Annotated in this window: 16 protein-coding genes and 1 pseudogene; 9 read left to right on the plus strand and 8 right to left on the minus strand. The window is 54.8% G+C overall.

Annotation, left to right across the window (positions count from 1 at the left end):
• The 4 genes from ACSZO4_RS03290 to ACSZO4_RS03305 are packed head-to-tail and all read right to left on the minus strand — an operon-like array spanning position 1 to position 3,852.
• Positions 1-948: an ABC transporter substrate-binding protein gene (locus ACSZO4_RS03290; protein ID WP_437887417.1), complete on the minus strand. Its 948-nt coding sequence runs from the start codon at positions 946-948 to the stop codon at positions 1-3.
• A 14-nt stretch (positions 949-962) separates the two neighbouring features.
• Positions 963-2,015 (minus strand): FecCD family ABC transporter permease, encoded by a 1,053-nt coding sequence (locus tag ACSZO4_RS03295; RefSeq protein WP_437887418.1) that lies wholly within the window; start codon positions 2,013-2,015, stop codon positions 963-965.
• On the minus strand, positions 2,012-3,028 hold the full coding sequence (locus ACSZO4_RS03300; RefSeq protein ID WP_437887419.1) for a FecCD family ABC transporter permease: 1,017 nt from the start codon (positions 3,026-3,028) through the stop codon (positions 2,012-2,014). Before ACSZO4_RS03300 ends, ACSZO4_RS03295 begins: the two co-directional genes overlap by 4 nt.
• Entirely contained in the window at positions 3,025-3,852 is an 828-nt protein-coding gene (locus tag ACSZO4_RS03305) for an ABC transporter ATP-binding protein (protein WP_437887420.1), read from the minus strand. The genes ACSZO4_RS03300 and ACSZO4_RS03305 overlap by 4 nt, the downstream gene beginning before the upstream one ends.
• A 436-nt stretch (positions 3,853-4,288) precedes the next feature.
• Here ACSZO4_RS03305 and ACSZO4_RS03310 point away from each other — a divergent pair, with 436 nt between their 5' ends.
• The 3 genes and pseudogenes from ACSZO4_RS03310 to ACSZO4_RS03320 all read left to right on the plus strand — a co-directional run bounded on the left by ACSZO4_RS03310 (position 4,289) and on the right by ACSZO4_RS03320 (position 6,984).
• Entirely contained in the window at positions 4,289-6,448 is a 2,160-nt protein-coding gene (locus ACSZO4_RS03310) for a TonB-dependent siderophore receptor (protein WP_437887421.1), read from the plus strand.
• A 46-nt stretch (positions 6,449-6,494) separates the two neighbouring features.
• Positions 6,495-6,839, plus strand: a pseudogene (locus tag ACSZO4_RS03315) (beta-eliminating lyase-related protein); the annotation flags it as partial.
• 19 nt (positions 6,840-6,858) lie between these two features.
• On the plus strand, positions 6,859-6,984 hold the full coding sequence (locus tag ACSZO4_RS03320; protein WP_437887422.1) for a hypothetical protein: 126 nt from the start codon (positions 6,859-6,861) through the stop codon (positions 6,982-6,984).
• Between the two features lie 78 nt (positions 6,985-7,062).
• Here ACSZO4_RS03320 and ACSZO4_RS03325 read toward each other — a convergent pair whose 3' ends face one another.
• Positions 7,063-8,184 (minus strand): JmjC domain-containing protein, encoded by a 1,122-nt coding sequence (locus ACSZO4_RS03325; protein ID WP_437887423.1) that lies wholly within the window; start codon positions 8,182-8,184, stop codon positions 7,063-7,065.
• A 226-nt stretch (positions 8,185-8,410) separates the two neighbouring features.
• Here ACSZO4_RS03325 and ACSZO4_RS03330 point away from each other — a divergent pair, with 226 nt between their 5' ends.
• On the plus strand, positions 8,411-10,510 hold the full coding sequence (locus ACSZO4_RS03330; RefSeq protein WP_437887424.1) for a RecQ family ATP-dependent DNA helicase: 2,100 nt from the start codon (positions 8,411-8,413) through the stop codon (positions 10,508-10,510).
• On the plus strand, positions 10,507-11,775 hold the full coding sequence (locus tag ACSZO4_RS03335) for a DNA-processing protein DprA (protein WP_437887425.1): 1,269 nt from the start codon (positions 10,507-10,509) through the stop codon (positions 11,773-11,775). The genes ACSZO4_RS03330 and ACSZO4_RS03335 overlap by 4 nt, the downstream gene beginning before the upstream one ends.
• A gap of 47 nt (positions 11,776-11,822) precedes the next feature.
• Here ACSZO4_RS03335 and ACSZO4_RS03340 read toward each other — a convergent pair whose 3' ends face one another.
• Complete coding sequence (locus tag ACSZO4_RS03340; protein ID WP_437887426.1) at positions 11,823-12,212, minus strand: putative T6SS immunity periplasmic lipoprotein; 390 nt, start codon at positions 12,210-12,212, stop codon at positions 11,823-11,825.
• Positions 12,206-12,754, minus strand: coding sequence for a type IV secretion protein Rhs (locus tag ACSZO4_RS03345; protein ID WP_437887436.1), 549 nt, complete (start codon positions 12,752-12,754; stop codon positions 12,206-12,208). The genes ACSZO4_RS03340 and ACSZO4_RS03345 overlap by 7 nt, the downstream gene beginning before the upstream one ends.
• Before the next feature lie 230 nt (positions 12,755-12,984).
• Between ACSZO4_RS03345 and ACSZO4_RS03350 the strand changes: the two genes are divergently transcribed.
• The 4 genes from ACSZO4_RS03350 to ACSZO4_RS03365 all read left to right on the plus strand — a co-directional run bounded on the left by ACSZO4_RS03350 (position 12,985) and on the right by ACSZO4_RS03365 (position 19,968).
• The gene (locus ACSZO4_RS03350; protein ID WP_437887428.1) at positions 12,985-13,350 is read left to right on the plus strand and encodes a helix-turn-helix domain-containing protein; all 366 of its coding nucleotides are present in this window, start codon (positions 12,985-12,987) and stop codon (positions 13,348-13,350) included.
• A 3-nt stretch (positions 13,351-13,353) separates the two neighbouring features.
• A complete protein-coding gene (locus ACSZO4_RS03355) occupies positions 13,354-14,667 on the plus strand; it encodes a type II toxin-antitoxin system HipA family toxin (protein WP_437887429.1) in 1,314 nt (437 codons plus the stop codon).
• Positions 14,668-14,922: 255 nt separating this feature from the next.
• On the plus strand, positions 14,923-16,992 hold the full coding sequence (locus tag ACSZO4_RS03360) for a site-specific DNA-methyltransferase (RefSeq protein ID WP_437887430.1): 2,070 nt from the start codon (positions 14,923-14,925) through the stop codon (positions 16,990-16,992).
• A gap of 9 nt (positions 16,993-17,001) precedes the next feature.
• On the plus strand, positions 17,002-19,968 hold the full coding sequence (locus ACSZO4_RS03365) for a type III restriction-modification system endonuclease (RefSeq protein WP_437887431.1): 2,967 nt from the start codon (positions 17,002-17,004) through the stop codon (positions 19,966-19,968).
• Positions 19,969-20,006: 38 nt separating this feature from the next.
• Here the strand turns inward: ACSZO4_RS03365 and ACSZO4_RS03370 are convergent, their stop codons facing one another.
• Positions 20,007-20,171 carry a hypothetical protein gene (locus tag ACSZO4_RS03370; protein ID WP_437887432.1) on the minus strand — a complete coding sequence of 55 codons (165 nt, stop codon included), beginning with the start codon at positions 20,169-20,171 and terminating at the stop codon, positions 20,007-20,009.
• Positions 20,172-20,393: the final 222 nt, after the last annotated feature.

A 20,393-nucleotide genomic window follows, 5' to 3' on the forward strand; every position in this document is an offset into this window, starting at 1 on the left:
TTACTTCACGGCGGGCAACGGACGCCCGGCAATTTGCGACTGCACCTGGGCGGCCATCAGGCCAAGGGCAGCAAATGAGTTTGAAATGGCTTCTTCGCGGGAGATCAGCACGTAATGTCCGCTGCGACAGGCGCTGAGGAAGTCACACCAGCCGGGCATCACCGCATCCATCGCCGCCATCTCATCCTGCGGCTTGCCCCCGGTGTCGCCGCGCCAGGTGGCAAAAACAAAGTCAGCGTCCAGCTCAGGAAGACGCTCGGCGCTGACATCGATGCGCCCGCCCTGCGGGATGCTGTCGATAAGCGGCGGGAAGGTAAACCCGGCATCACGCAGCACCCGTCCCAGCGAATGGTAAGTATGCAGCGCGTTGATTTTCCCCTGGCTGGCCTGGATTACCGACACGCGGATCCTGCTGGTGTCTACCGTGCTTTTCAGAGCCGCGATCTGAGCCTGATAACGGCGCTCCAGAATCGCAAGCTGCGCCTGGGTACCGGTCAGCTGCGCCAGTTTGCTATAGATACGCGGCGCACCGCCGTCCAGGTGATCGATACTGACGGTCGGGGCGATTTTCTCCAGCTGTTCAATTGGCGTATTGCGGCTCGGCTCGGTGATGATCAAATCCGGCTTTGCCGCCGCAACCGCTTCGATATCAATGGTTGCCGTGCCAATAAAAGCAATCTTGCTGTTATCAAAATCGACCCCGGTCAGCATGGCGCTGGAGCGCAGCACATGGCTGCCGTCAGGACGTGTGCGACCGTGACTGGCCACCGGCGGCACGCCCAGCTCAATCAGCGGAATGGTGATGTCGAGATCGTGCAAAGAGACAATACGCTGCGGGTGTAGCGGCACGGTCACCGTCCGTCCCAGATCGTCGGTAAAGGTTTGGGTGGCAGGTGCGGCCCAGGCCGTCGTCACCGCCAGGGCGAAAAAAGCAAAGAGTAAGCGCATAAAGCTCCCTGAAGTTACAGCCTGTCACGCCGCTGCCAGAGCAGCAGCAGGAAAAATGGCCCGCCGATCAATGAAATCACGATCCCCGCCGGGATCTGTAACGGGGCGAAGGCCAGTCGACCGATACTGTCTGCGACCAGCACCAGCAAAGCGCCCAGCAGCGCACTGCCTGAGAGCAACGTCACCTGGCCGCCGCGCAGCAGAAAGCGCGCCATATGGGGCGCAATCAGCCCGACAAAACCAATACTGCCCGCGCTGGAAACGCAGGCGGCGGTCAGCAACACCGGGGCGATAAAGCGCAGACGCATCAGCCAGGGAAGATGCACACCCAGCCCTACCGCCGCCTGGTTACCCAGTAATGCAACATCTGACGCGCGGGCGGTCAGAAACAGGATCGCCGCCGCAGGCAACGCCCAGCAGGCGGCCACCAGCAGCAATGGCCAGGTCGCCGCATGCAGGCTTCCCGCCATCCACACCAGCGCGGTCTGCACATCACGCACGTCTGCGGTAGTCATAAAGACGCCAATGCCCGCCGCAAAAGTCCAGGAAACGCCAATGCCTGTCAGGATAAAGCGAGGACGGGAAAAGTCGCGCGCCAGTAGCAACACCACCAGCGCCGCCAGCAGACCTCCGGCCATGCCAACCACGGGTCTTAAGGCCACGCCTGCCGCCGGAAAGAGCAGGATCAACGCCAGCACCGCCACGCTGCTCCCCTCTTTCACCCCCAGCAGTCCTGGATCTGCAAGACCGTTACGGGTAATCGACTGCATCGCCGCGCCCGCCATCCCCAGCATGCCGCCGCATAACAGGGCCATTAGCAGGCGCGGCAGACGAATATCCCGGACCACATAAAGCTGCTCGTGGCTAAGCCCCTCTGGGAAAAAGATTGCCCGCCCGATGGCCGAAGCCGGGACGGGCAGCGAGCCCTGCATCAGGCCATACAACAGCACCCCGGCGGCAATCACCAAAAGCGCAAGACCCCAGCAGGCGGTCTGCGGTCGCCACAGGCGGGAAAAGCGCCCGACTCTGAAGGCCCGGAACCCGGCACGGTGCAGACTCTGGCTCATTTGAACAACCTCGATGCCAGCAGAATAAACAGCGGTGCGCCCACCAGCGCGGTCATCACGCCGGTTGCCAGCTCCTGAGGGGAGATAAGCGTTCGGGCGGCAATGTCTGCCAGCGTCAACAGCAGCGCCCCGGTGAGGGCGCAAAGAGGAATGCCCGGGCGCAGATCGTCGGTCGCAAAGCAGCGGACCAGATGCGGCACAATCAGCCCGATAAAGCCAATGGGCCCGGCCAGGGAGACTGCCGCGCCGCATAACAGGGCGATGGCAATCAGACCCAGCATTCGGGTACGCGCCAGCGACACGCCCAGCCCCGTCGCCACCTGGTCGCCGAGCGTCAACATATTGAGCGCCGGGGAGATCCACAGCGCCAGCGCAAAGCCGGTACCGGCAACCCCTGTCGCCGCGCCAAGCGCAGCCCAGCTCAATCCCGCCAGATCTCCCGCCAGCCAGATGCGCATCTCCGTCAGGGTTTGTTCATCGAGGATCAGCACTGCCGCCGTAATCGAGGAGGTAAACGCCGTCAGCGCGACCCCGCTAAGGGTGACTTTCATCGGCGTCAGCCCAACGCGCCCGGCGCTGGCAATCCCCATCACCAGCGCAAACAAGGCGCCGGCGCCAGCAGCGGCAATCAGAGGTCTGACCGGGCCTGAAGCCAGGCCCAGCGCGGTACTGACCACCACCGCCAGTGCCGCTCCGGCATTCAGGCCGAGAATATGCGGTTCGCCAAGCGGGTTGCGGATAACTGACTGCAATAAGGCTCCCGCCACGCCGAGCGCCGCGCCGACCAGCAGCGCAGCCACAAGGCGCAGTAAGCGCAGGTTAACGATTATCTGATGTTCGAAGTTACGCGGATCAAACGCCAGTACGGCCGTAAGGACGGTGCGAGGAGAAACAGGCCGCGCGCCCAGCCCCAGATGAACAACCGCCGCCGCGGCCAGCAACAACAGCGCAACCCCGCTTGCCAGCAACGCTCGCCCACGCTGGCGGCGTAAAATCAGCGATGGCGCGCTCATCGCTCCTGCTCGCTCTGGCGGCGAAACGGCATAAAGAAGGGTTTGCCGTTCATGGGATTAATGGAGACATGCACATCCACATCGAAGACCGTTTTGATCAGTTCCGCCGGGCAGGGATCGCCCTCATGCAGCACCCCCTGCACTTTGCCCTGGCGCAAAAACACCAGGGTATCGCCATAGTTGACCGCAAAATTAAGATCATGGAGCACCACCACCACGGTGCGCCCAAAGCGGCGGGTCAGAGAGTGAAGCAGTTCGAGGATCTCCACCTGGTAGCGCAGATCGAGATAAGTGGTGGGTTCATCCAGCAGAATAACCGGCGTCTGTTGCGCCAGCGCCATCGCAATCCAGCAGCGCTGGCGCTGTCCCCCGGAGAGGCTGTCGACCGGAAGATGGGCAAATTCTGCGGTATTGGTGACCGCCAGCGCATCCTCAACGGCGAGCTGATCTTCCTGCGACCACTGGCGCATAAAGCTTTGCCATGGGTAGCGCCCGCGTGACACCAGCTCGAAAACCGTTAAGCCTTCGGGTACCAGCGGCGACTGCGGAAGGATCCCTAACTGACGGGAGATAACTTTGCCCGGCTGCTGATGAATGGCTTTGCCATCAAGCTGAACGCTGCCGCCAAGGGGCTTAAGCAGGCGTGCAATGGTGCCAAGTAGCGTCGATTTTCCACTGCCGTTGGCGCCGATTAGAACCGTCATTTTTCCGGATGGAATAGCCAGATTGATGCCATCGACAATAACCTGGTGCTGATACCCCGCAGAGAGGTTTTCCAGCACAAGTCCCGCTGGCGGGGTCGCGTTTTCCAACTGCTGTGGCATCTTCACTCCTGCACCGCCACCCGGTTATCACCGCTGCGCGCGACAGCTTAATAAATAAAAATAAATATCATTCTCTTTTAGATTTTGCCGTTGCAACATGTAGTAGTCAAGATATTCAAACGGGTAGTCGGTAGCGGAAAACTCGTCGCTATTACAGAAACTTTTTTATTACACAAAAAACAGTAAACACTTATATTTCAATCAATTAATAATATTAATCCCCTGCTTTTTCTGTGTCATCGCCTGCGAATTTGTCGTGTAGCGAATTTATCTCTTTTTTCATTTACTACTACATTTCGCCATGTTTGAATGATTCTCAATAACATATCCGGCGTCAATATTTCGGGCTAACGGATAGATTCTGGCATCGGGCAATGAATAAAAAACCTTCCCCCTCATGGGTGACTGGCAGGGGCTTTTTGGAATAACAAACAACATGGCTGAGTTAACTTCTTATATCTCCGGGAAAAAAGGGCGCGCACTGTTTTCAGCGCTGTTTCTGGGCACCACATTTTCACCACTGGCAGCGGCTGCGGATAATACCGCAGCGGTCAAAGATGCCGACACCCTGACCGTGCTGGCGGGAGCGTCATCGGCCGATCAGCCGGCGACATCGGGCTATCAACCCCTGACCTCTTCCTCCGCCACACTGACCACCATGCCGTTGCTGGACATTCCGCAGGTGGTCAACACTGTCAGTGACGAGGTGCTACAGGATCAACATGCCACCACGCTTGATGAAGCCTTGTATAACGTCAGCAATGTGGTGCAAACCAACACCCTGGGCGGCACTCAGGATGCCTTTGTGCGCCGTGGTTTTGGTGCCAACCGCGACGGCTCCATCATGACAAACGGCCTGAAAACCGTGCTGCCGCGCAGCTTTAATGCAGCCACCTCGCGGGTGGAAGTACTGAAAGGCCCGGCCTCGACGCTGTACGGCATTCTTGATCCTGGCGGCCTTATCAATGTTGTAACCAAAAGGCCGCAGACCACCTTTGGCGGCTCAGTTTCCGCAACCTCCACCAGCTTTGGTGGCGGGACGGCAGACTTTGATGTCACCGGGCCGATCGAAGGCACCCGGCTGGCGTATCGCCTGATTGGCGAATACCAGAACGAAGATTACTGGCGCAATTTCGGCAAAGAGAAAAGCACCTTTATCTCCCCATCACTGACCTGGTTTGGTGATGATGCAACGGTGAGCGTGCTTTACTCCCACCGTGATTACAAAACACCTTTTGATCGCGGCACTATCTTCGATCTCAATACCAAAAAAGCGGTGAACGTCAGCCGTGAAACCCGCTTCGACGAGCCGTTCAACATTACCGATGGCGAGTCGGATCTGGCCCAGCTGAATGCGGAATACCGCCTCAACAGCGCCTGGACGGCGAAGTTTGATTACAGCTTCAGCCAGGACAAATACAGCGACAATCAGTCCCGCGTGATGGCCTATGATGCCGCCACCGGCAACCTGACCCGTCGCGTGGATGCCACTCAGGGATCCACCCAGCGCATGCACAGCACCCGCGCCGATCTGCAGGGCAACGTCGATATCGCCGGGTTCTACAATGAGATCCTGACCGGTGTCTCCTATGAGAACTACGATCTGCTGCGCACCGACATGATCCGCTGTAAGAACGCGAAAGATTTTAATATCTACAACCCGACTTACGGCAATGCCAGCGAATGCACCTCCGTCTCGGCGGCTGACAGCGATCAGACCATCAAACAGGAAAGCTACTCTGCTTATGTCCAGGACGCGCTGTATCTGACGGATAAATGGATCGCCGTTGCCGGCGTGCGCTATCAGTACTACACCGAATACGCCGGGAAAGGCCGCCCGTTCAATGTCAACACCGACAGCAGCGACGAGCAGTGGACGCCGAAATTCGGCATGGTCTACAAGCTGACTCCGTCCATTTCCCTGTTCGGTAACGTCGCGCAGTCGTTTATGCCGCAGTACTCCATCGCCAGCTATATCGGTGATTTGCCGCCGGAAACTTCCACGGCCTGGGAAGTGGGGGCCAAGTTTGATCTCTTTGACGGCGTGACCGCCAATATCTCCCTGTTTGATATTCACAAGCGCAACGTGATGTACAGCGAGATTGTCGGCGACGAGACGGTGGCGAAAACCGCCGGACGCGTGCGTTCGCAGGGCGTGGAGATGGATATCGCCGGGGCGCTGACCAGCAATATGAACGTGATTGCCAGCTACAGCTACACCGACGCGAAAGTGCTGGAAGATCCGGAATACGCAGGCAAACCCATGCCTAACGTACCGCGCCACACCGGTTCCGTATTCCTGACCTATGACATTCACAATATGCCAGGCGGCAATACCCTGACCCTGGGCGGCGGCGGCCACGGGGTGAACCGTCGCTCGGCCACCAACGGCGCGGATTACTACCTGCCAGGCTACTTTGTTGCCGATGCCTTTGCCGCCTACAAAATGAAGCTGCAATATCCGGTCACGCTGCAACTGAATGTGAAAAACCTGTTCGATAAGACCTATTACACGTCGTCGATTACCACCAATAACCTGGGCAACCAGATTGGCGATCCACGTGAAGTGCAATTCACGGTCAAAATGGATTTCTAAGTCTTAATAGTGAGTGTGTTTGCCCTGCTAATTGCAGGGCTTTTGATATAACCCCTTTCTGCTTAACAGCGAGGACGTTTATATTGACCTGCTGACCGACTCCGGCACCGGTGCAATGAGCGATCGCCAGTGGGCCGGGCTGATGATGGGCGACGAAGCCTACGCCGGTTCGCGTAACTACCAGAATTTATGTGCAAAAGTGAAAGAAATCATCGGCTATCCGTTTACTATTCCGACCCATCAGGGGCGCGGCGCGGAGCAGATCCTCTTCCCTGCCCTGATTGCCCGCTGCCAGTCGAAAAAACCGGTGTTTATCTCCAACTTCCACTTTGACACCACGGCGGCGCATGTGGAGCTGAACGGGGCAAAAGCCATCAACGTGGTGACGCCGGGTCTACACCAACGACCATATGGACTATATCGCTGATTCGCTGATTGCCGTAAAACAGCGCGCCGCCTCGATCAAAGGCCTGACGTTTACCTATGAGCCGCCGGTGCTGCGTCACTTCGTCGCCCGCTTAAAACCGGTTAATTAAAGCCCCTCTGACGCGCCTGTAGCGGGCGCGTCTTTTTGATATCACATCTGAGTCGCTTCTTTTACCCTGCGGGCTTTCTTACTCGTCGAAGTACCAGTAACCCTGGTTGACCAGCTCAGTGAGTTCGGCGACGAAGGTTGGGTTGTTTAACGCCTCGCCCAGCTCCTCTTTACCAATCAGCAGATGGCGGCACAGCGCTTCTGCGGCCTCTGGCGCAACGGTATCAAAGCGTTCGCTGTTCACAAACACGCTACCGCTGACCTGCAACACGCGCAGACCACCAAGACGCGTCAACACCTCGCCGTCCATCAGCGCATCCAGCACTTCCTGCGCTTCATACGGCGGCTCTGCCGGGGCAATATCCAGCTCGTGGCGCGGAGTGGTAATAAAGCGGCCAAACCACTGTTTAAACTCTTCCGGCTGGTTGATCATCTCGATCATCATGCCGCGCAAACGTTCCAGTTCATAATCCTCTACACGGCCTGGATTTTCACGGCTCACTAAGTCCGGATCGCTGTAGTGATCGCCGCCAAGATCTTTATCGACCGCGTAATCCGCAAAGCTGCTGATCAGATCGCGACCGTTAGGCCCACGAAAACCAATCGAGTAGTTAAAAGCGGTTTGATGGGTGATGCCGTCGTGCGGGAATCCAGGCGGAATATAGAGGATATCGCCCGGTTCAAGATCTTCATCAATGATAGGTGTGAACGGCTCAACATGGAGCAGCGCCGGATGCGGGCAGAACTCTTTGAGCGGCAGTTTGTCACCCACGCGCCAGCGGCGGCTACCCATCCCCTGAATGATAAAAACGTCATACCAGTCAATGTGCGGCCCGACACCGCCGCCCGGTACAGAGAAGGAGATCATCAGGTCATCAAAGCGCCATTCCGGAATAGCACGGAAGGGTTTGACCAGTTCCGCAGAGGGTGCGTGCCAGTGGTTTACCGCTTGCGCCAGCAGAGACCAGCCGGTTTCGCCCAGCCCGTCGAAATGCTCGAACGGACCATTGCTGGCCTGCCATTCACCATTGAAATGGCTGACAAGGCGGCTGTCGACTTCCACTTCCATCGCCAGACCTGCCAGTTCATCTGGCGTAATAGGATCGACGAAGTTCGCAAACGCGTTTTTCAATACAACCGGCTTTTTCTGCCAGTATTTCTCTAAAAATTCAGGCCAGTTAAGGTTTAGTTGGTAAGCCATGTGGTCACACCCGTGAAAAGATAAGCGGGCGTGATTATGCGAGGGATCGGCAGGCGTTACTTTGTCGGTGGTCAAGGGTGGGGTGGAATGAGGCATGGCAAAATACGGGCGGTGGAAAAGCGCAATAATGCGTGACGGCTTCCAGACTTAGCGTGAACAATCCCCCTGCACTGCGGCTCTAATCACCAGCGATCCTTAATGCCAACACCAATCTCAGGGAATGACGATGAACAAATTACAGGCCCAGCAGCTATTACAAACCGCGCTGGCCAATCCGACGGCAACATTTCGGGATGGCCAGTGGGAAGCCATCGATGCGGTGGTCAATCAACGGCAAAAACTGCTCGTCGTGCAGCGAACGGGCTGGGGAAAAAGCTCGGTTTACTTTATCAGCGCCAAAATATTCCGCGATCGGGGACTCGGGCCAACCATTATCGTCTCGCCGTTGTTGGCGCTCATGCGCAACCAGATTGACTCCGCGCGTCGCCTGGGCATCAAAGCCGAAACCCTCAACTCCACCAATACGGAGAATTGGTCTGCGGTGACGCAACGTATTCTCGACGACCAGATTGACTGCCTGCTGATCTCCCCCGAGCGGCTGGCAAACGACCGCTTTATCGAAACCGTATTGCAGCCAATTGCCGACCGTATCGCGCTGATGGTGATTGATGAAGCGCACTGCATTTCGGACTGGGGGCATGATTTCCGCCCGGATTATCGCCGAATCGTGAGTATCCTCCGCCAGCTACCGGGTAACACACCGGTATTAGGCACCACCGCAACAGCCAATAATCGCGTGGTGGCGGATATTCAGGTGCAGCTGGGGAATATTGCGATTCAAAGAGGACCGCTGGTGCGTAAAAGCCTGGCGCTGCAAACCATGATTCAGCCCGATCAGGCATCTCGTCTGGCGTGGCTTGCGCAGACTGTCCCGACACTGCCAGGCACCGGCATCATCTATACCCTGACCGTGCGCGACACGGAACAGGTCGCCACTTGGCTGCAACAACAGGGTATTGATGCGCAGGCCTATCATGGCGGCGTTGAAGCCAAAGGATTCGAAAGCAGCGATGCATTACGCCAGCACCTGGAAAACCAGTTGCTCAACAACCAGCTGAAAGTCCTGGTCGCCACCACCGCGCTGGGAATGGGCTATGACAAGCCGGATTTAAGCTTTGTTATCCATTACCAGGCACCGGGTTCTATTGTGGCCTATTACCAACAGGTGGGGCGCGCCGGGCGTGGTATCGACAGTGCCGTCGGCGTACTGATGTCCGGCGTTGAAGACAAAGATATTCATGCATTTTTCCGTGATGCCGCCTTCCCTTCAGAAGGTCAGGTTAATCAGATCCTTCAGGTACTGGCTGACAGTGATGGACTGTCGATGCGCGGCATTGAAGAACGCACTAATCTGCGGCACGGTCAGATAGAAAAAGTGCTCAAATTGCTGAGCGTTGAAAATCCGGCACCGATAATCAAAGTGGGCAGTCAGTGGCGCAGAACGCCTCTGCATTACACGATGGATAAAGCGCGTATCGCCCATCTGACCCACCAGCGTGAAAAAGAGTGGGATGAGGTTAACGCTTATCTCGCCACGCCCGGGTGCAAAATGACCTTCCTGCGCGATGCTCTGGATGACGATGATAAGACACCCTGCGGGAAATGCGCGTCCTGTCTCGGCCTGCCAGTGCTGGCGCATGTCGTCGATGCTACGCTCGCACATCAGGCCGCCACTTTCCTCAGACAAGCAGAAGCCACCATCGCGCCAAAAATCCAGGTTGCCGCCAATGCCTTTGTGGAATATGGCTTTAAAGGCAATCTGCCAGCGAATCTCCGGACGCAGGAAGGACGAGTGCTTTCCCGCTGGGGCGATGCCGGTTGGGGGCGAACCGTGGTGAACCAGAAATATGCGGGCCATTTCAGCGATGAATTAGTCCAGGCCATGGCGGAGATGATCCAGTCGCGCTGGCAGCCCGAACCCGCACCAGGTTGGGTCTGCTGCGTTCCTTCTCTCAGACACCCTGAACTGGTACGCCATTTTGCCCGTCGGTTGGCAGCTTTACTGGGGCTTCCTTTTATCGATGCCATTCGTAAGGTGAAAAGTAACCCACCGCAAAAAGAGCAGCAGAATCGCTTTCATCAGTGCCATAACCTCGATGGCGCTTTTGCTATTAACCCCAAAATACCTAATACTCCGGTCTTGCTTATTGATGACATTGTTGATTCTGGCTGGACACTCGCCGTGCTGGCAGCCTTGTTACAACAGGCTGGCAGCGGCAGCGTCTACCCTGCCGCGCTGGCAACTTCTTCGGTGAAAGACGCATGAATTTATCGCCTATGGCTCAGGCTACGTTACTCCTCACCAGCTATTTTTCGCAGGCGAGCCGTGATGATGTGAAGCCCCTTAGCAATACAGAGTGGGGGCGCTTTGCCCGGTGGCTCAAAGAGCAATCTGTCACCCCCGCGGACTTACTCACAACGGACGTGCCCTCGTTGCTACAAACCTGGCAGGACCCGCACATCAGTACGGAGCGGGTCATTGCGCTGCTCAATCGCGGGCACAGTCTGGCGCTGGCGACGGAAAAGTGGCAGCGTGCGGGACTGTGGCTGGTGACTCGCGCAGATCCTGAATACCCTTGGCGGCTCAAGCAACGCCTGAAAACCGGCGCCCCTCCCGTCCTCTTTGGTTGCGGCAATAAAAACTTGCTCAACATGAGCGGCCTGGCCGTCGTGGGCTCCCGCAACGCCAGTGACCCCGACCTGCAATTTACCTCTCTTGTGGGTGCAAAAGCGGCCTCAGAAAAGTTAGCGATTGTCTCGGGCGGGGCGCGGGGAGTGGATGAAGCCGCTATGCTGGGGGCAATGCAGGGAAACGGTGCGGTGATTGGCATCATGGCTGACAGTTTACTCACAGCCGCCACCAGCGCGAAATGGCGTCACGGCCTGATGAACGGCAACCTGGTGCTGATTTCTCCGTTTTACCCGGAGGCGGGTTTTAGTGTCGGTAATGCGATGGCGAGGAATAAGTATATTTACTGCCTGGCTGAAAGTGCGTTAGTTATCCACTCGGGTACGAAAGGCGGCACCCTGAATGGTGCTGAGGAAAACCTGAAAAATGGCTGGGTGCCACTGTGGGTTAAACCCACCGACGATAGCAATGCTGCCAACGCCCATCTGGTGGCGAAAGGGGCAAGGTGGTCAGTTGCGGATATCCAGCATCTTACTCTTTCGTCACTGCTCCATGCAGAGGGTAGCTCCCCGGAACAATCGGATCTGTTCGCCGCTGATGCTCATCCCACTTTGTACAGCTCAGCCGAAACGGAGGCTCCTTCCCGTTCGGTCACTCTGCGCGAGGAGAAGCCCGACTATGCAACGCAAAATGCTACGGCCGGGCCAGTCGACTTCTATCAGATTTTTATTCGCGAACTTGCAGGGTACGCAGAAAACCCGGTGACACTCGAGGCGTTAACGGCGCTGACACAGCTCAATAAGCACCAGTTAAGTGACTGGCTAAAACGCGCGACGGATAGCGGTTTAGTCGAACAATTAACGCACCCGGTTCGTTATCAATGGCGAGGTCATCAGGGCTGAGCCGCGTTGTTTATGATAAGACTGCCCGTCAGAAGCGCTGATTTTCCTTAACGGTTCTCCACACGCAAAATCCCCTGTTCGTTAGCCTGCAGGCCAAACTCGGCGGTGATTAAGTGATAGTTTGCGGGGTCTGGGGTCTCCACATCAAAAGCCATGGAGTAGGATTGACCGGGCGCAAAGGCAAAACCAAATAGCGGTAAACACTCCCCGTTCGCCACATACACCGGCTGCTTATGGAACATGCGGACCCGTTTTTCGCCGCTGTTGCTGTAGAACTGAATTCCGGTAATTTTCTCGTCGGGATTAAGCGCAGAGACCACGCAAACGGCGTTGTTCTTAATCACCACCAGCGCAGGCACGCGCGACACCACGCGGTCGCCGGGGCCGTGGCAACTGGTTAATAACAGTGCGGCGATAACCAGGCTATGCCTTAACATATTCCCTCCCGACCCTTAATGATTTTTTGATAAAGGGCGGGTATGTCGTTGATATTGTCCTTTCCGCGATATTTACCCGGCTTGCCCGCCATCTGATAAAACTGCCAGGTGCTGATCCCGTAGGTCAGAATCAACCAGTAATCCGCCAGAATGGACGCTTGCTGTTCGAGGGAATAATCAGTGAGTTTTTGTTGATCCAGTTGATAATCATAGTCAGACGCCCAGCTAAACAGCCCCCGCGTTCTGACCCATTGCCCCTGCTGGTGCTGCCAGACATGGCCTAATTCATGGATGAACAGATGCTTATCCTGAATAAAAACGTGGGTCGCTGAAAAATCCTCTTTATAGTGTTGCTCGCGAAACCATATTTCGCCATTCGGGGTCATCGCATAGCAGCTGCATTGCATACCAAAGGGCAGATAGCTGTCGCAGTGGATCCATACATGCCCGTAATGGATGGAGTCGCCAAAGAGGCGGCGCGCCATCACAATTTCCCCCGTCGTCAAAAGGCGTAGTCTTCCTTCCTGACCCTGTGCGCTCATCATGCATCCGTTTCGTTTGTTTTTCGCCATCGTGAAACCATTTGCGTGATCAATCCATTCGGGAAAGTCCTAATTTCCGCGGGGATTTACACAGACAATGGGCCGCAAGTTCTGGAGCCGTTTGTTAGTTAATGATTCGCATATGTCATTTATAATTTCATGGATCGTAAACATTGCAAAAACCTTAAAAAAAGATCATTGTGTAACATATACGTTTCAAAGGTGTGCAAATGAAAATTACAATAGCTATGTCAGATACTGCCATTGCGAAAGAACTGTTCGAGCGTCTTGAGTCATACAGAAAATCACGTGGAATGTCTCAGGAAACGCTGGTCGAAAACCTTGGTGTAAGCCGGCCAACGTATGCTCGTTTGCAAAACGGAACCTGTAGCCTTGCAACCTTCATTGGGGTTCTACGCGAAATGAGCCTGCTTGAAGGCCTCAATGTGCTGATCCCTAATCTGACAGTGCGCCCCTCTGAGGTGTTTAGAGCTCAGAAAAAACAGCACCGCTCTACGGATAACCTAACCGTTTCTGGCAGGGATCCTGCCACGAATACAGTCAGGGCCATGCTGGAACTCAGGAAAAAAGGTTAATCAATGATAGCTGATTCGTGTGAAGTGCTGTTTGATGGGATCCCTGTGGGATATCTGGCTTATACCGACGACAGCGGGATAGCCACCTTTGAATACACCAGTGACTGGCTGGATGCAGGATTCAGCCTTTCCCCACTGCATTTACCCCTAAAGAAAGGCGTCTTCGCGTTCCCCTCTCTAGCCTGGGAAACATATCGTGGATTACCCGCGATGTTTGCTGACTCACTGCCAGATGATTTTGGTAACGCTCTAATCAATGCCTGGCTGGCCCGTGAAGGACGTGATAAGTCTCAGTTTCTGGCGATAGATCGTCTGCTTTATACCGGGAATCGCGGGATGGGAGCGTTGGAGTACCTGCCAACCAATAACCCCGAGACACCAAACAGTGAGCCCCTTTTAATGGCTGAACTGGTTCGCATGGCTCAAAAAGTACTCGATACACGAAATGGGCTTGAACTGAACGATCACGAAGAATCCTCCCTGACCCAATTGCTTCAGATTGGCACCTCTGCGGGTGGAGCAAGGGCCAAAGCGGTAGTAGCCGTCAATAAGGACAGAACTGAAATTCGTTCCGGCCAGGTGAACTCACCTGATGGGTTTGAGCACTTTCTTCTCAAATTTGATGGTATTGAAGAACACAAAGCTAATAGCCAAACTTTCGGTGATCCAAAGGGATATGGCGTAATGGAATATGTCTATCATCTGATGGCAAAACAGGCAGGGATCAACATGTCACATTGTGAATTGCTCAAGGAGACAAATACCCAAAGAGCACATTTTATGACGAAAAGATTTGACCGGCAGCACAACAAGAAGTTTCACGTTCTGAGCTTATGCGGGATGGATCATGCTGACTTCCGCAAGCCGGGAGCGTACAGCTACGAAGAAATGCTTCTTGTGGCACGAAAGATAGGTTTGTCTAAACCGGAGCAGGAGCAGATTTATCGTCGTATGGTCTTTAATATCATTGCCAGAAACCATGATGATCACACCAAAAACTGGTCATTCATGATCGATGACGACAACGACTACAAATGGAAGCTTGTTCCAGCCTTCGATATTGCCTGGAGTTATAAATCTGACTCGATTTGGGTACAAAATCATCAGCTAACTTTGGCCGGTAAACGAGATAATTTTACGATGGAGGATTTACTGGCTGTGGCACGGGACAGCATAGGACTTCGCCCCAGTAAGGCCCGGAAAATTATCCAGGACACGATTAAGGTAGTATCCGGCTGGCGTGAACTGGCAGAAACAGAAGGTGTACCAGCATCCTTGCAGGATGCCGTGTGGAATACATTACGTTTAAAGTGGTAACGTAAACATTACTAAAAAACGAAATAAAGTAAATCTGAAACCTTTACGATACAAATAGCAGCTACCACTCCTGCGTTAGAATCAGTGCTAAACGGTCACACTTCTCCAGAGCCAGCTCCCCCTGTCCCGCAAGGTAGGCGGCCCGGCCTTTTTTTTTGTATTATCACCGCGCCCTGGCAGCGGCATCGGCGGATAACGATGCACAACGCCTGGCCCTTTTACCCTCAATGGAACGTCGCTCTGGAGTAAACGTTAATGCTTAAAGATGTACAGAAATATAATGAGTCCATTACGCCAAACAGCGCCTTCCTGAATGAACTGCACGCTAAGCTGCCTGAGTTTTTCACCCCGGATGAATACGACGAAAATGGCAATCTGCTGGCGAAAGGCGCTTTCGATCTGGCGAAATTCCAGGATGCGCTCAGAGCACGTAACATTGAGGAGTTAAGCAGCGGCTACCAGATTGATTTTATTGGCAAAGACTACGCCAAAAAACAAGCGGGCGAGAAATCGACCACCGTGATAGTCCCGGATGTGGAGCACAACGCGCAGCCAGAAAACAGCGCCAGCAACAACCTGTTCCTGACCGGGGACAATCTGGAAGTGCTGCGCCACCTGCAAAACAATTACCACAATGCCGTCGACATCATCTATATCGACCCGCCGTACAACACCGGATCCGACGGCTTTGTCTATCCGGACACCTTCGAATACAGCGACCAGATGCTGCAGGAGATGTTCGGCCTGAACGACCAGGAGCTTGGCAGGCTAAAATCCATTCAGGGTAAAGCCACCCACGCAGCCTGGCTGACCTTTATGTACCCGCGCCTGTGGCTGGCGAAGCGCATGCTGAAAGCGTCCGGCGTTATCTTTATCCATATTGATGAGAACGAGCACGCCAATCTCAAGCTGCTGTGCAATGAAATCTTTGGCGAAGCGAACGACCTGGGCGAAATCGTCTGGGATAAACGCAACCCCAAGGGCGATGCCACCGGTATCTCTGCGCAGCATGAAGTGATCCTGGCGTACTGTAAAAACAGCGAAGCCTTTAAAGCGGTTAACAGCCTGAAGCGCCCGAAAGAAAATGCCGGGCGAATGATTGAGAAGGTCGAATCCTTAATCAAGAAACATCAGGGCATAACGGACGCCGTACGCAAAGAGTATAAAGAGTGGATCGCCCAGCAAAACTTTAGCGGCGGTGAAAAGGCCTATAACCAGATTGACGATAACGGCGATATTTTCCGTCCGGTCTCCATGGCCTGGCCGAATAAGAAAAAAGCGCCGGATGACTATTTTATTCCACTTATTCACCCGGTGACCGGTAAGGCCTGCCCGCTGCCGGAGCGCGGCTGGCGCAATCCTTCCGCCACCATGAAAGAGTTGCAGGAAAAAGGGCTGATTCTGTTTGGCAAAGACGAAACCACCCAGCCGAACCGGAAGTACATCCTGAAAGAGAATATGTATGAGAACGTGCCATCGCTGCTCTACTTTGGCGGCAGCGACGACGCCCTGCTCTCTTCCCTGGATATCCACTTTGATAACCCGAAGCCGGTAAGCCTGGTCAAACGGATGCTGAACTCCATTCAGGGGATTGAAAACGGGCTGATTCTGGACTTCTTTGCCGGATCCGGCACCACCGCCCATGCGGTGCTGGAACTCAGCGCCGAAAGCGGACATCAACACAACTTTATTACCGTGCAACTGGCGGAGCCGATCCGCGAGGATAACGCCGCCCGCGCGCTGGGGTTCCGCAGTATTGATGAGATGAGCCGGGAGCGCATTACCCGTGCGGCGCGCAATATTCGCCAGCAGATGCCAGCCACTCATGCAGACCTTGGTTTTAAGCATTACCGTTTTGTCGCCCCGGAGCAGCAGACGCTCGACTCACTGGACAGTTTCGATATCGCCACCGGCAATTTTATGACCACCAGCGGCCAGCTCACGGCCTTTAGTGGGTCTGGTTTCGACAATATGATCGCCCCGTTTTCAGCAGCGGCGCTGGGGCTGCCCGGTAAGGCCAGCGGGGAAGAGACCCTCCTCACCACCTGGCTGGTTGCCGACGGTTACCGCATGGACGTAGCCAGCGAAACGCTGAGTTTCGCCGGGTATAAAGCCACTTACGTCGATGGCACGCGGCTGTATTTGATTGAAGAAAAATGGCGCGCCGCGCAGACCCGCGAACTGCTCAATCGGATTGGTACGCATCAACTGGCGGTGCAGACGGTAGTGATTTACGGCTACTCGTTCGATCTCGAATCCATTCGCGAACTGGAGCTGGGCTTAAAGCAGCTCGATCAGAAAGTGAATCTGGTGAAGCGTTACTGAGGCGGCGACATGAAAATTTTACTTGAAGAGCTACCGCATCAGGAGCAGGCGCTCGAGGCCATTCTTGGCCATTTTTCCGGTATCGATCATTCGGTTGCGGACAACGACAACTATGCCAACCCGTTGATCAACGGCCGCTATGAAGACCAGACCCATATCGACGTAAAAATGGAGACGGGCACCGGGAAAACCTACGTTTACACCCGTCTGATCTATGAACTGCACCGCCAGTTTGGCCTGTTCAAATTTGTGCTGGTCGTACCGACGCCTGCCATTAAGGAAGGCGCGCGCAATTTTATAACCAGTGACTATGCCCGCCAGCACTTTTCGCAGTTTTATGAAAACACGCACATTGAGCTTTCGACCATTAACGCCGGGGACTTTAAGGCCAAATCCGGGCGTAAAAACTTCCCGGTACAGCTGCTGAACTTCACCGATGCCAGCCGCCGTAACAGCCACAGCATTCAGGTTTTGCTGATCAATGCGCAGATGCTGAACTCGGCCAGTATGACCCGCGATGATTATGACCAGACCTTGCTTGGCGGGCTGACCTCACCCATCGAAGGGCTGCAAATGACCCGCCCGGTGGTGATTATGGATGAGCCGCACCGCTTCGCCCGCGACAATAAGTTCTACAAAGCGGTGGAGTCCATCAGGCCGCAGATGATCGTGCGTTTTGGCGCAACCTTCCCGGAAATCGAAGAGGGGAAAGGCAAAAACAAAATCGTGCGTAAAGACTATTACCGCCGCCAGCCGCAGTTCGATCTCAATGCAGTGGACAGCTTTAACGGCGGGCTGGTGAAAGGCATCGATATTTATTACCCCAACCTGAGTGAAGCGCAGGCGCAAAACCGCTATACCGTGGACAGCGTCAGCGCCAAAAAACTGACACTTAAACAGGGCAGTAAGTTCTTCGAGATTGGAGTGGGCGATAACCTGGCCGAGGTGGACGCCGGGTTTGAAGGCAACATTGAATATGCCGGCAGCAAGATGCTCTCCAACGACCTGGAGCTGGAGCCAGGCATGGCGCTGGTGCCCGGCACCTTTAACGCCAGCTACCAGCAACTGATCGTTTCGGACGCCATCGACAAACATTTTGCCACCGAGCAGGCCAACTTCCTGCGGGGTAACGAGCACGAGAACAATGCGCCGCGCATTAAATCCCTCAGCCTGTTCTTTATCGACAGCATTAAGAGCTACCGCGATGACGAAGGCTGGTTAAAGCTGACCTTTGAGCGCCTGCTGCGCGCGAAGCTTAAGAGTCTTATCACTGAATACGAACCGAAGCGCCTGCCCCGTGAAGTGGAGTATTTGTCCTTCCTGCGCGCGACTCTTGCAAGCCTCAATGCCGATGAGCAGAACGTCCACGCCGGTTATTTTGGTGAAGACCGGGGCAGCGGCGATGAAGCCATTCAGGCAGAAGTCGACGACATTCTCAAAAACAAAGAGAAGCTGCTCAGCTTTAAAGACCGCCACGGCAACTGGGAAACCCGTCGCTTCCTGTTTTCCAAATGGACGATGCGCGAAGGCTGGGACAACCCCAACGTCTTTGTGATAGCCAAGCTGCGCACCTCCGGCAGTGAGTCGAGCAAAATTCAGGAAGTGGGCCGCGGCCTGCGCCTGCCGGTGGATGAGAATGGCCACCGCGTGCAGCAGGAAGAGTGGCCCTCCCGGCTGGCGTTCCTGATTGGCTATGACGAAAAAGGCTTTGCCCGCACCCTGGTCGACGAGATTAACAGCGACAGCAAGGTGCAGCTTAACGAGCAGAAACTTGATGCGGCGATGATCGCACTTATTGTCGGCGAACGGCAGAAGGTGAATCCGGCCTACAGCGAAGAGACCCTGCTGGATGAGCTGGATGAGAAAGGACTGATTAAACGCAATAACGACTTTAATCCTGAAGTGACTCTTGATGGCGTCACAAAAAGCGGCTTTGAGTGGCTGCTGCATTTTTACAGCGAGCTGGATCATGCGCGGGTGCGCGCGGATCGCATTCGGGAAAACGAACCTGCCGCTAAACTGCGCGTGGCGCTGCGTAAAGATAACTGGGCGCAGCTAAAAGAGGTCTGGTTGCAGTTCTCCCGTCGCTATATGGTGCAGTTCGAGCGGATCCCCGACGCCATTACGCAGATTGCTCACGAGGTTATCGGCAATCCGGCGCTGTACAGCCGTCAGAAACCCAGCCAGGTTCATCAGACCCTGCGGCTAAATGACGGCCATAAGATGATGGTTGCCGAACGTGAAGGCGATTATGACGCCCGCCAGTTCCTGCCGGGCATGAAGTACGGGCAGTTTCTTAAACAGCTGATTTTACAGACCAGCCTGTCAGTGAAAGTGGTTCACCCGCAGCTGTTAGCGATACTGCGCGACCACTTTAAAGGTGATGCCCGTTACCTTAGTCAGCCCTCGCTGGACAGCCTGGTACGGGAGTTTAAACAGCGCTTTGACAGGCGTTTCGCCCAGAGCTATGTGTACGAGCCGCTGTCGTTCCAGGCCTCCACATCGATTTTTGACAGCCAACGCCAGCAGTTTAAAGCCGAGGTGACCGCGGAGATCCTCGGGACATCCACTGACGACAGCGCCATTGATGACAAGCGCTATCTCTACGAACTGCCGCCATTACGCTACGACAGTGCCGATCCTGAGCTGGCGCTGCTCAAATACCACTACCCGGCGAAGATCACGGTATTTGGCAAGCTGCCGAAACGGGCCATTCAGGTACCGAAATATACCGGCGGGACAACCACCCCAGATTTTGTCTATCTGATTGAGCGTGAAGATGCCAGCCGCGTCTGTCTGCTGGTTGAGACCAAAGCCGAGAATATGCGCGTTAATGACCAGGCCATTGTGGAGGCGCAGCGCAGGTTCTTCGACACGCTCAAACACCTGGCTATCAACGTGGAGTTTACCGAAGCCACCAGCGCCCAGGCGGTATATGCCAAAATCAATGCGCTGATGGAAGGCAAAGCAGAGTAAGGGCATGGGAAACGGGCCTTCAGCGCCCGTTTTTACCTTCAGTAATTCAACGCTAAAAAATCGCTGAGCGGTACGATCTTCTGCTGCGAAATAGTGAAATCCGCGTCGTAATAGAAAAGCTTTATTTGCGAAGGATCGTCGAAAAATGTCGGCGCTTTATGCCGGACGTTATAGGCAATAACAAAATCCAGCCGCGCGCTCATACAGAGATTATGCAACAGTCGGAAATTGGCTTTGTCTTTATCAAAGGGTTTCCAGCTCTGAATATCAATATACGACCGCTTAAGGAAGGTGCGATTTAATCGGTGGGGTTCAGTGGAGTCCTTATCTGTATTAGCCTTACCTTAGGGAAGGTGCGATTTAATCGTCAGTTATGAGAACATAAGGCTTTCTTTGCCATAGATTTTTCACGATGCCCGCACTTT

It is taken from the genome of Phytobacter sp. V91 (genome assembly GCF_965644225.1).
GTDB lineage: Bacteria > Pseudomonadota > Gammaproteobacteria > Enterobacterales > Enterobacteriaceae > CBFFRJ01.

Bases quoted from the DNA above. Each gene is read 5' to 3' on its own strand.
- ACSZO4_RS03290 (WP_437887417.1), bottom strand. From the start codon at position 948: ATGCGCTTACTCTTTGCTTTTTTCGCCCTGGCGGTGACGACGGCCTGG.
- ACSZO4_RS03295 (WP_437887418.1), bottom strand. From the start codon at position 2,015: ATGAGCCAGAGTCTGCACCGTGCCGGGTTCCGGGCCTTCAGAGTCGGG.
- ACSZO4_RS03300 (WP_437887419.1), bottom strand. From the start codon at position 3,028: ATGAGCGCGCCATCGCTGATTTTACGCCGCCAGCGTGGGCGAGCGTTG.
- ACSZO4_RS03305 (WP_437887420.1), bottom strand. From the start codon at position 3,852: ATGCCACAGCAGTTGGAAAACGCGACCCCGCCAGCGGGACTTGTGCTG.
- ACSZO4_RS03310 (WP_437887421.1), top strand. From the start codon at position 4,289: ATGGCTGAGTTAACTTCTTATATCTCCGGGAAAAAAGGGCGCGCACTG.
- ACSZO4_RS03320 (WP_437887422.1), top strand. From the start codon at position 6,859: ATGGACTATATCGCTGATTCGCTGATTGCCGTAAAACAGCGCGCCGCC.
- ACSZO4_RS03325 (WP_437887423.1), bottom strand. From the start codon at position 8,184: ATGGCTTACCAACTAAACCTTAACTGGCCTGAATTTTTAGAGAAATAC.
- ACSZO4_RS03330 (WP_437887424.1), top strand. From the start codon at position 8,411: ATGAACAAATTACAGGCCCAGCAGCTATTACAAACCGCGCTGGCCAAT.
- ACSZO4_RS03335 (WP_437887425.1), top strand. From the start codon at position 10,507: ATGAATTTATCGCCTATGGCTCAGGCTACGTTACTCCTCACCAGCTAT.
- ACSZO4_RS03340 (WP_437887426.1), bottom strand. From the start codon at position 12,212: ATGTTAAGGCATAGCCTGGTTATCGCCGCACTGTTATTAACCAGTTGC.
- ACSZO4_RS03345 (WP_437887436.1), bottom strand. From the start codon at position 12,754: ATGAGCGCACAGGGTCAGGAAGGAAGACTACGCCTTTTGACGACGGGG.
- ACSZO4_RS03350 (WP_437887428.1), top strand. From the start codon at position 12,985: ATGAAAATTACAATAGCTATGTCAGATACTGCCATTGCGAAAGAACTG.
- ACSZO4_RS03355 (WP_437887429.1), top strand. From the start codon at position 13,354: ATGATAGCTGATTCGTGTGAAGTGCTGTTTGATGGGATCCCTGTGGGA.
- ACSZO4_RS03360 (WP_437887430.1), top strand. From the start codon at position 14,923: ATGCTTAAAGATGTACAGAAATATAATGAGTCCATTACGCCAAACAGC.
- ACSZO4_RS03365 (WP_437887431.1), top strand. From the start codon at position 17,002: ATGAAAATTTTACTTGAAGAGCTACCGCATCAGGAGCAGGCGCTCGAG.
- ACSZO4_RS03370 (WP_437887432.1), bottom strand. From the start codon at position 20,171: ATGAGCGCGCGGCTGGATTTTGTTATTGCCTATAACGTCCGGCATAAA.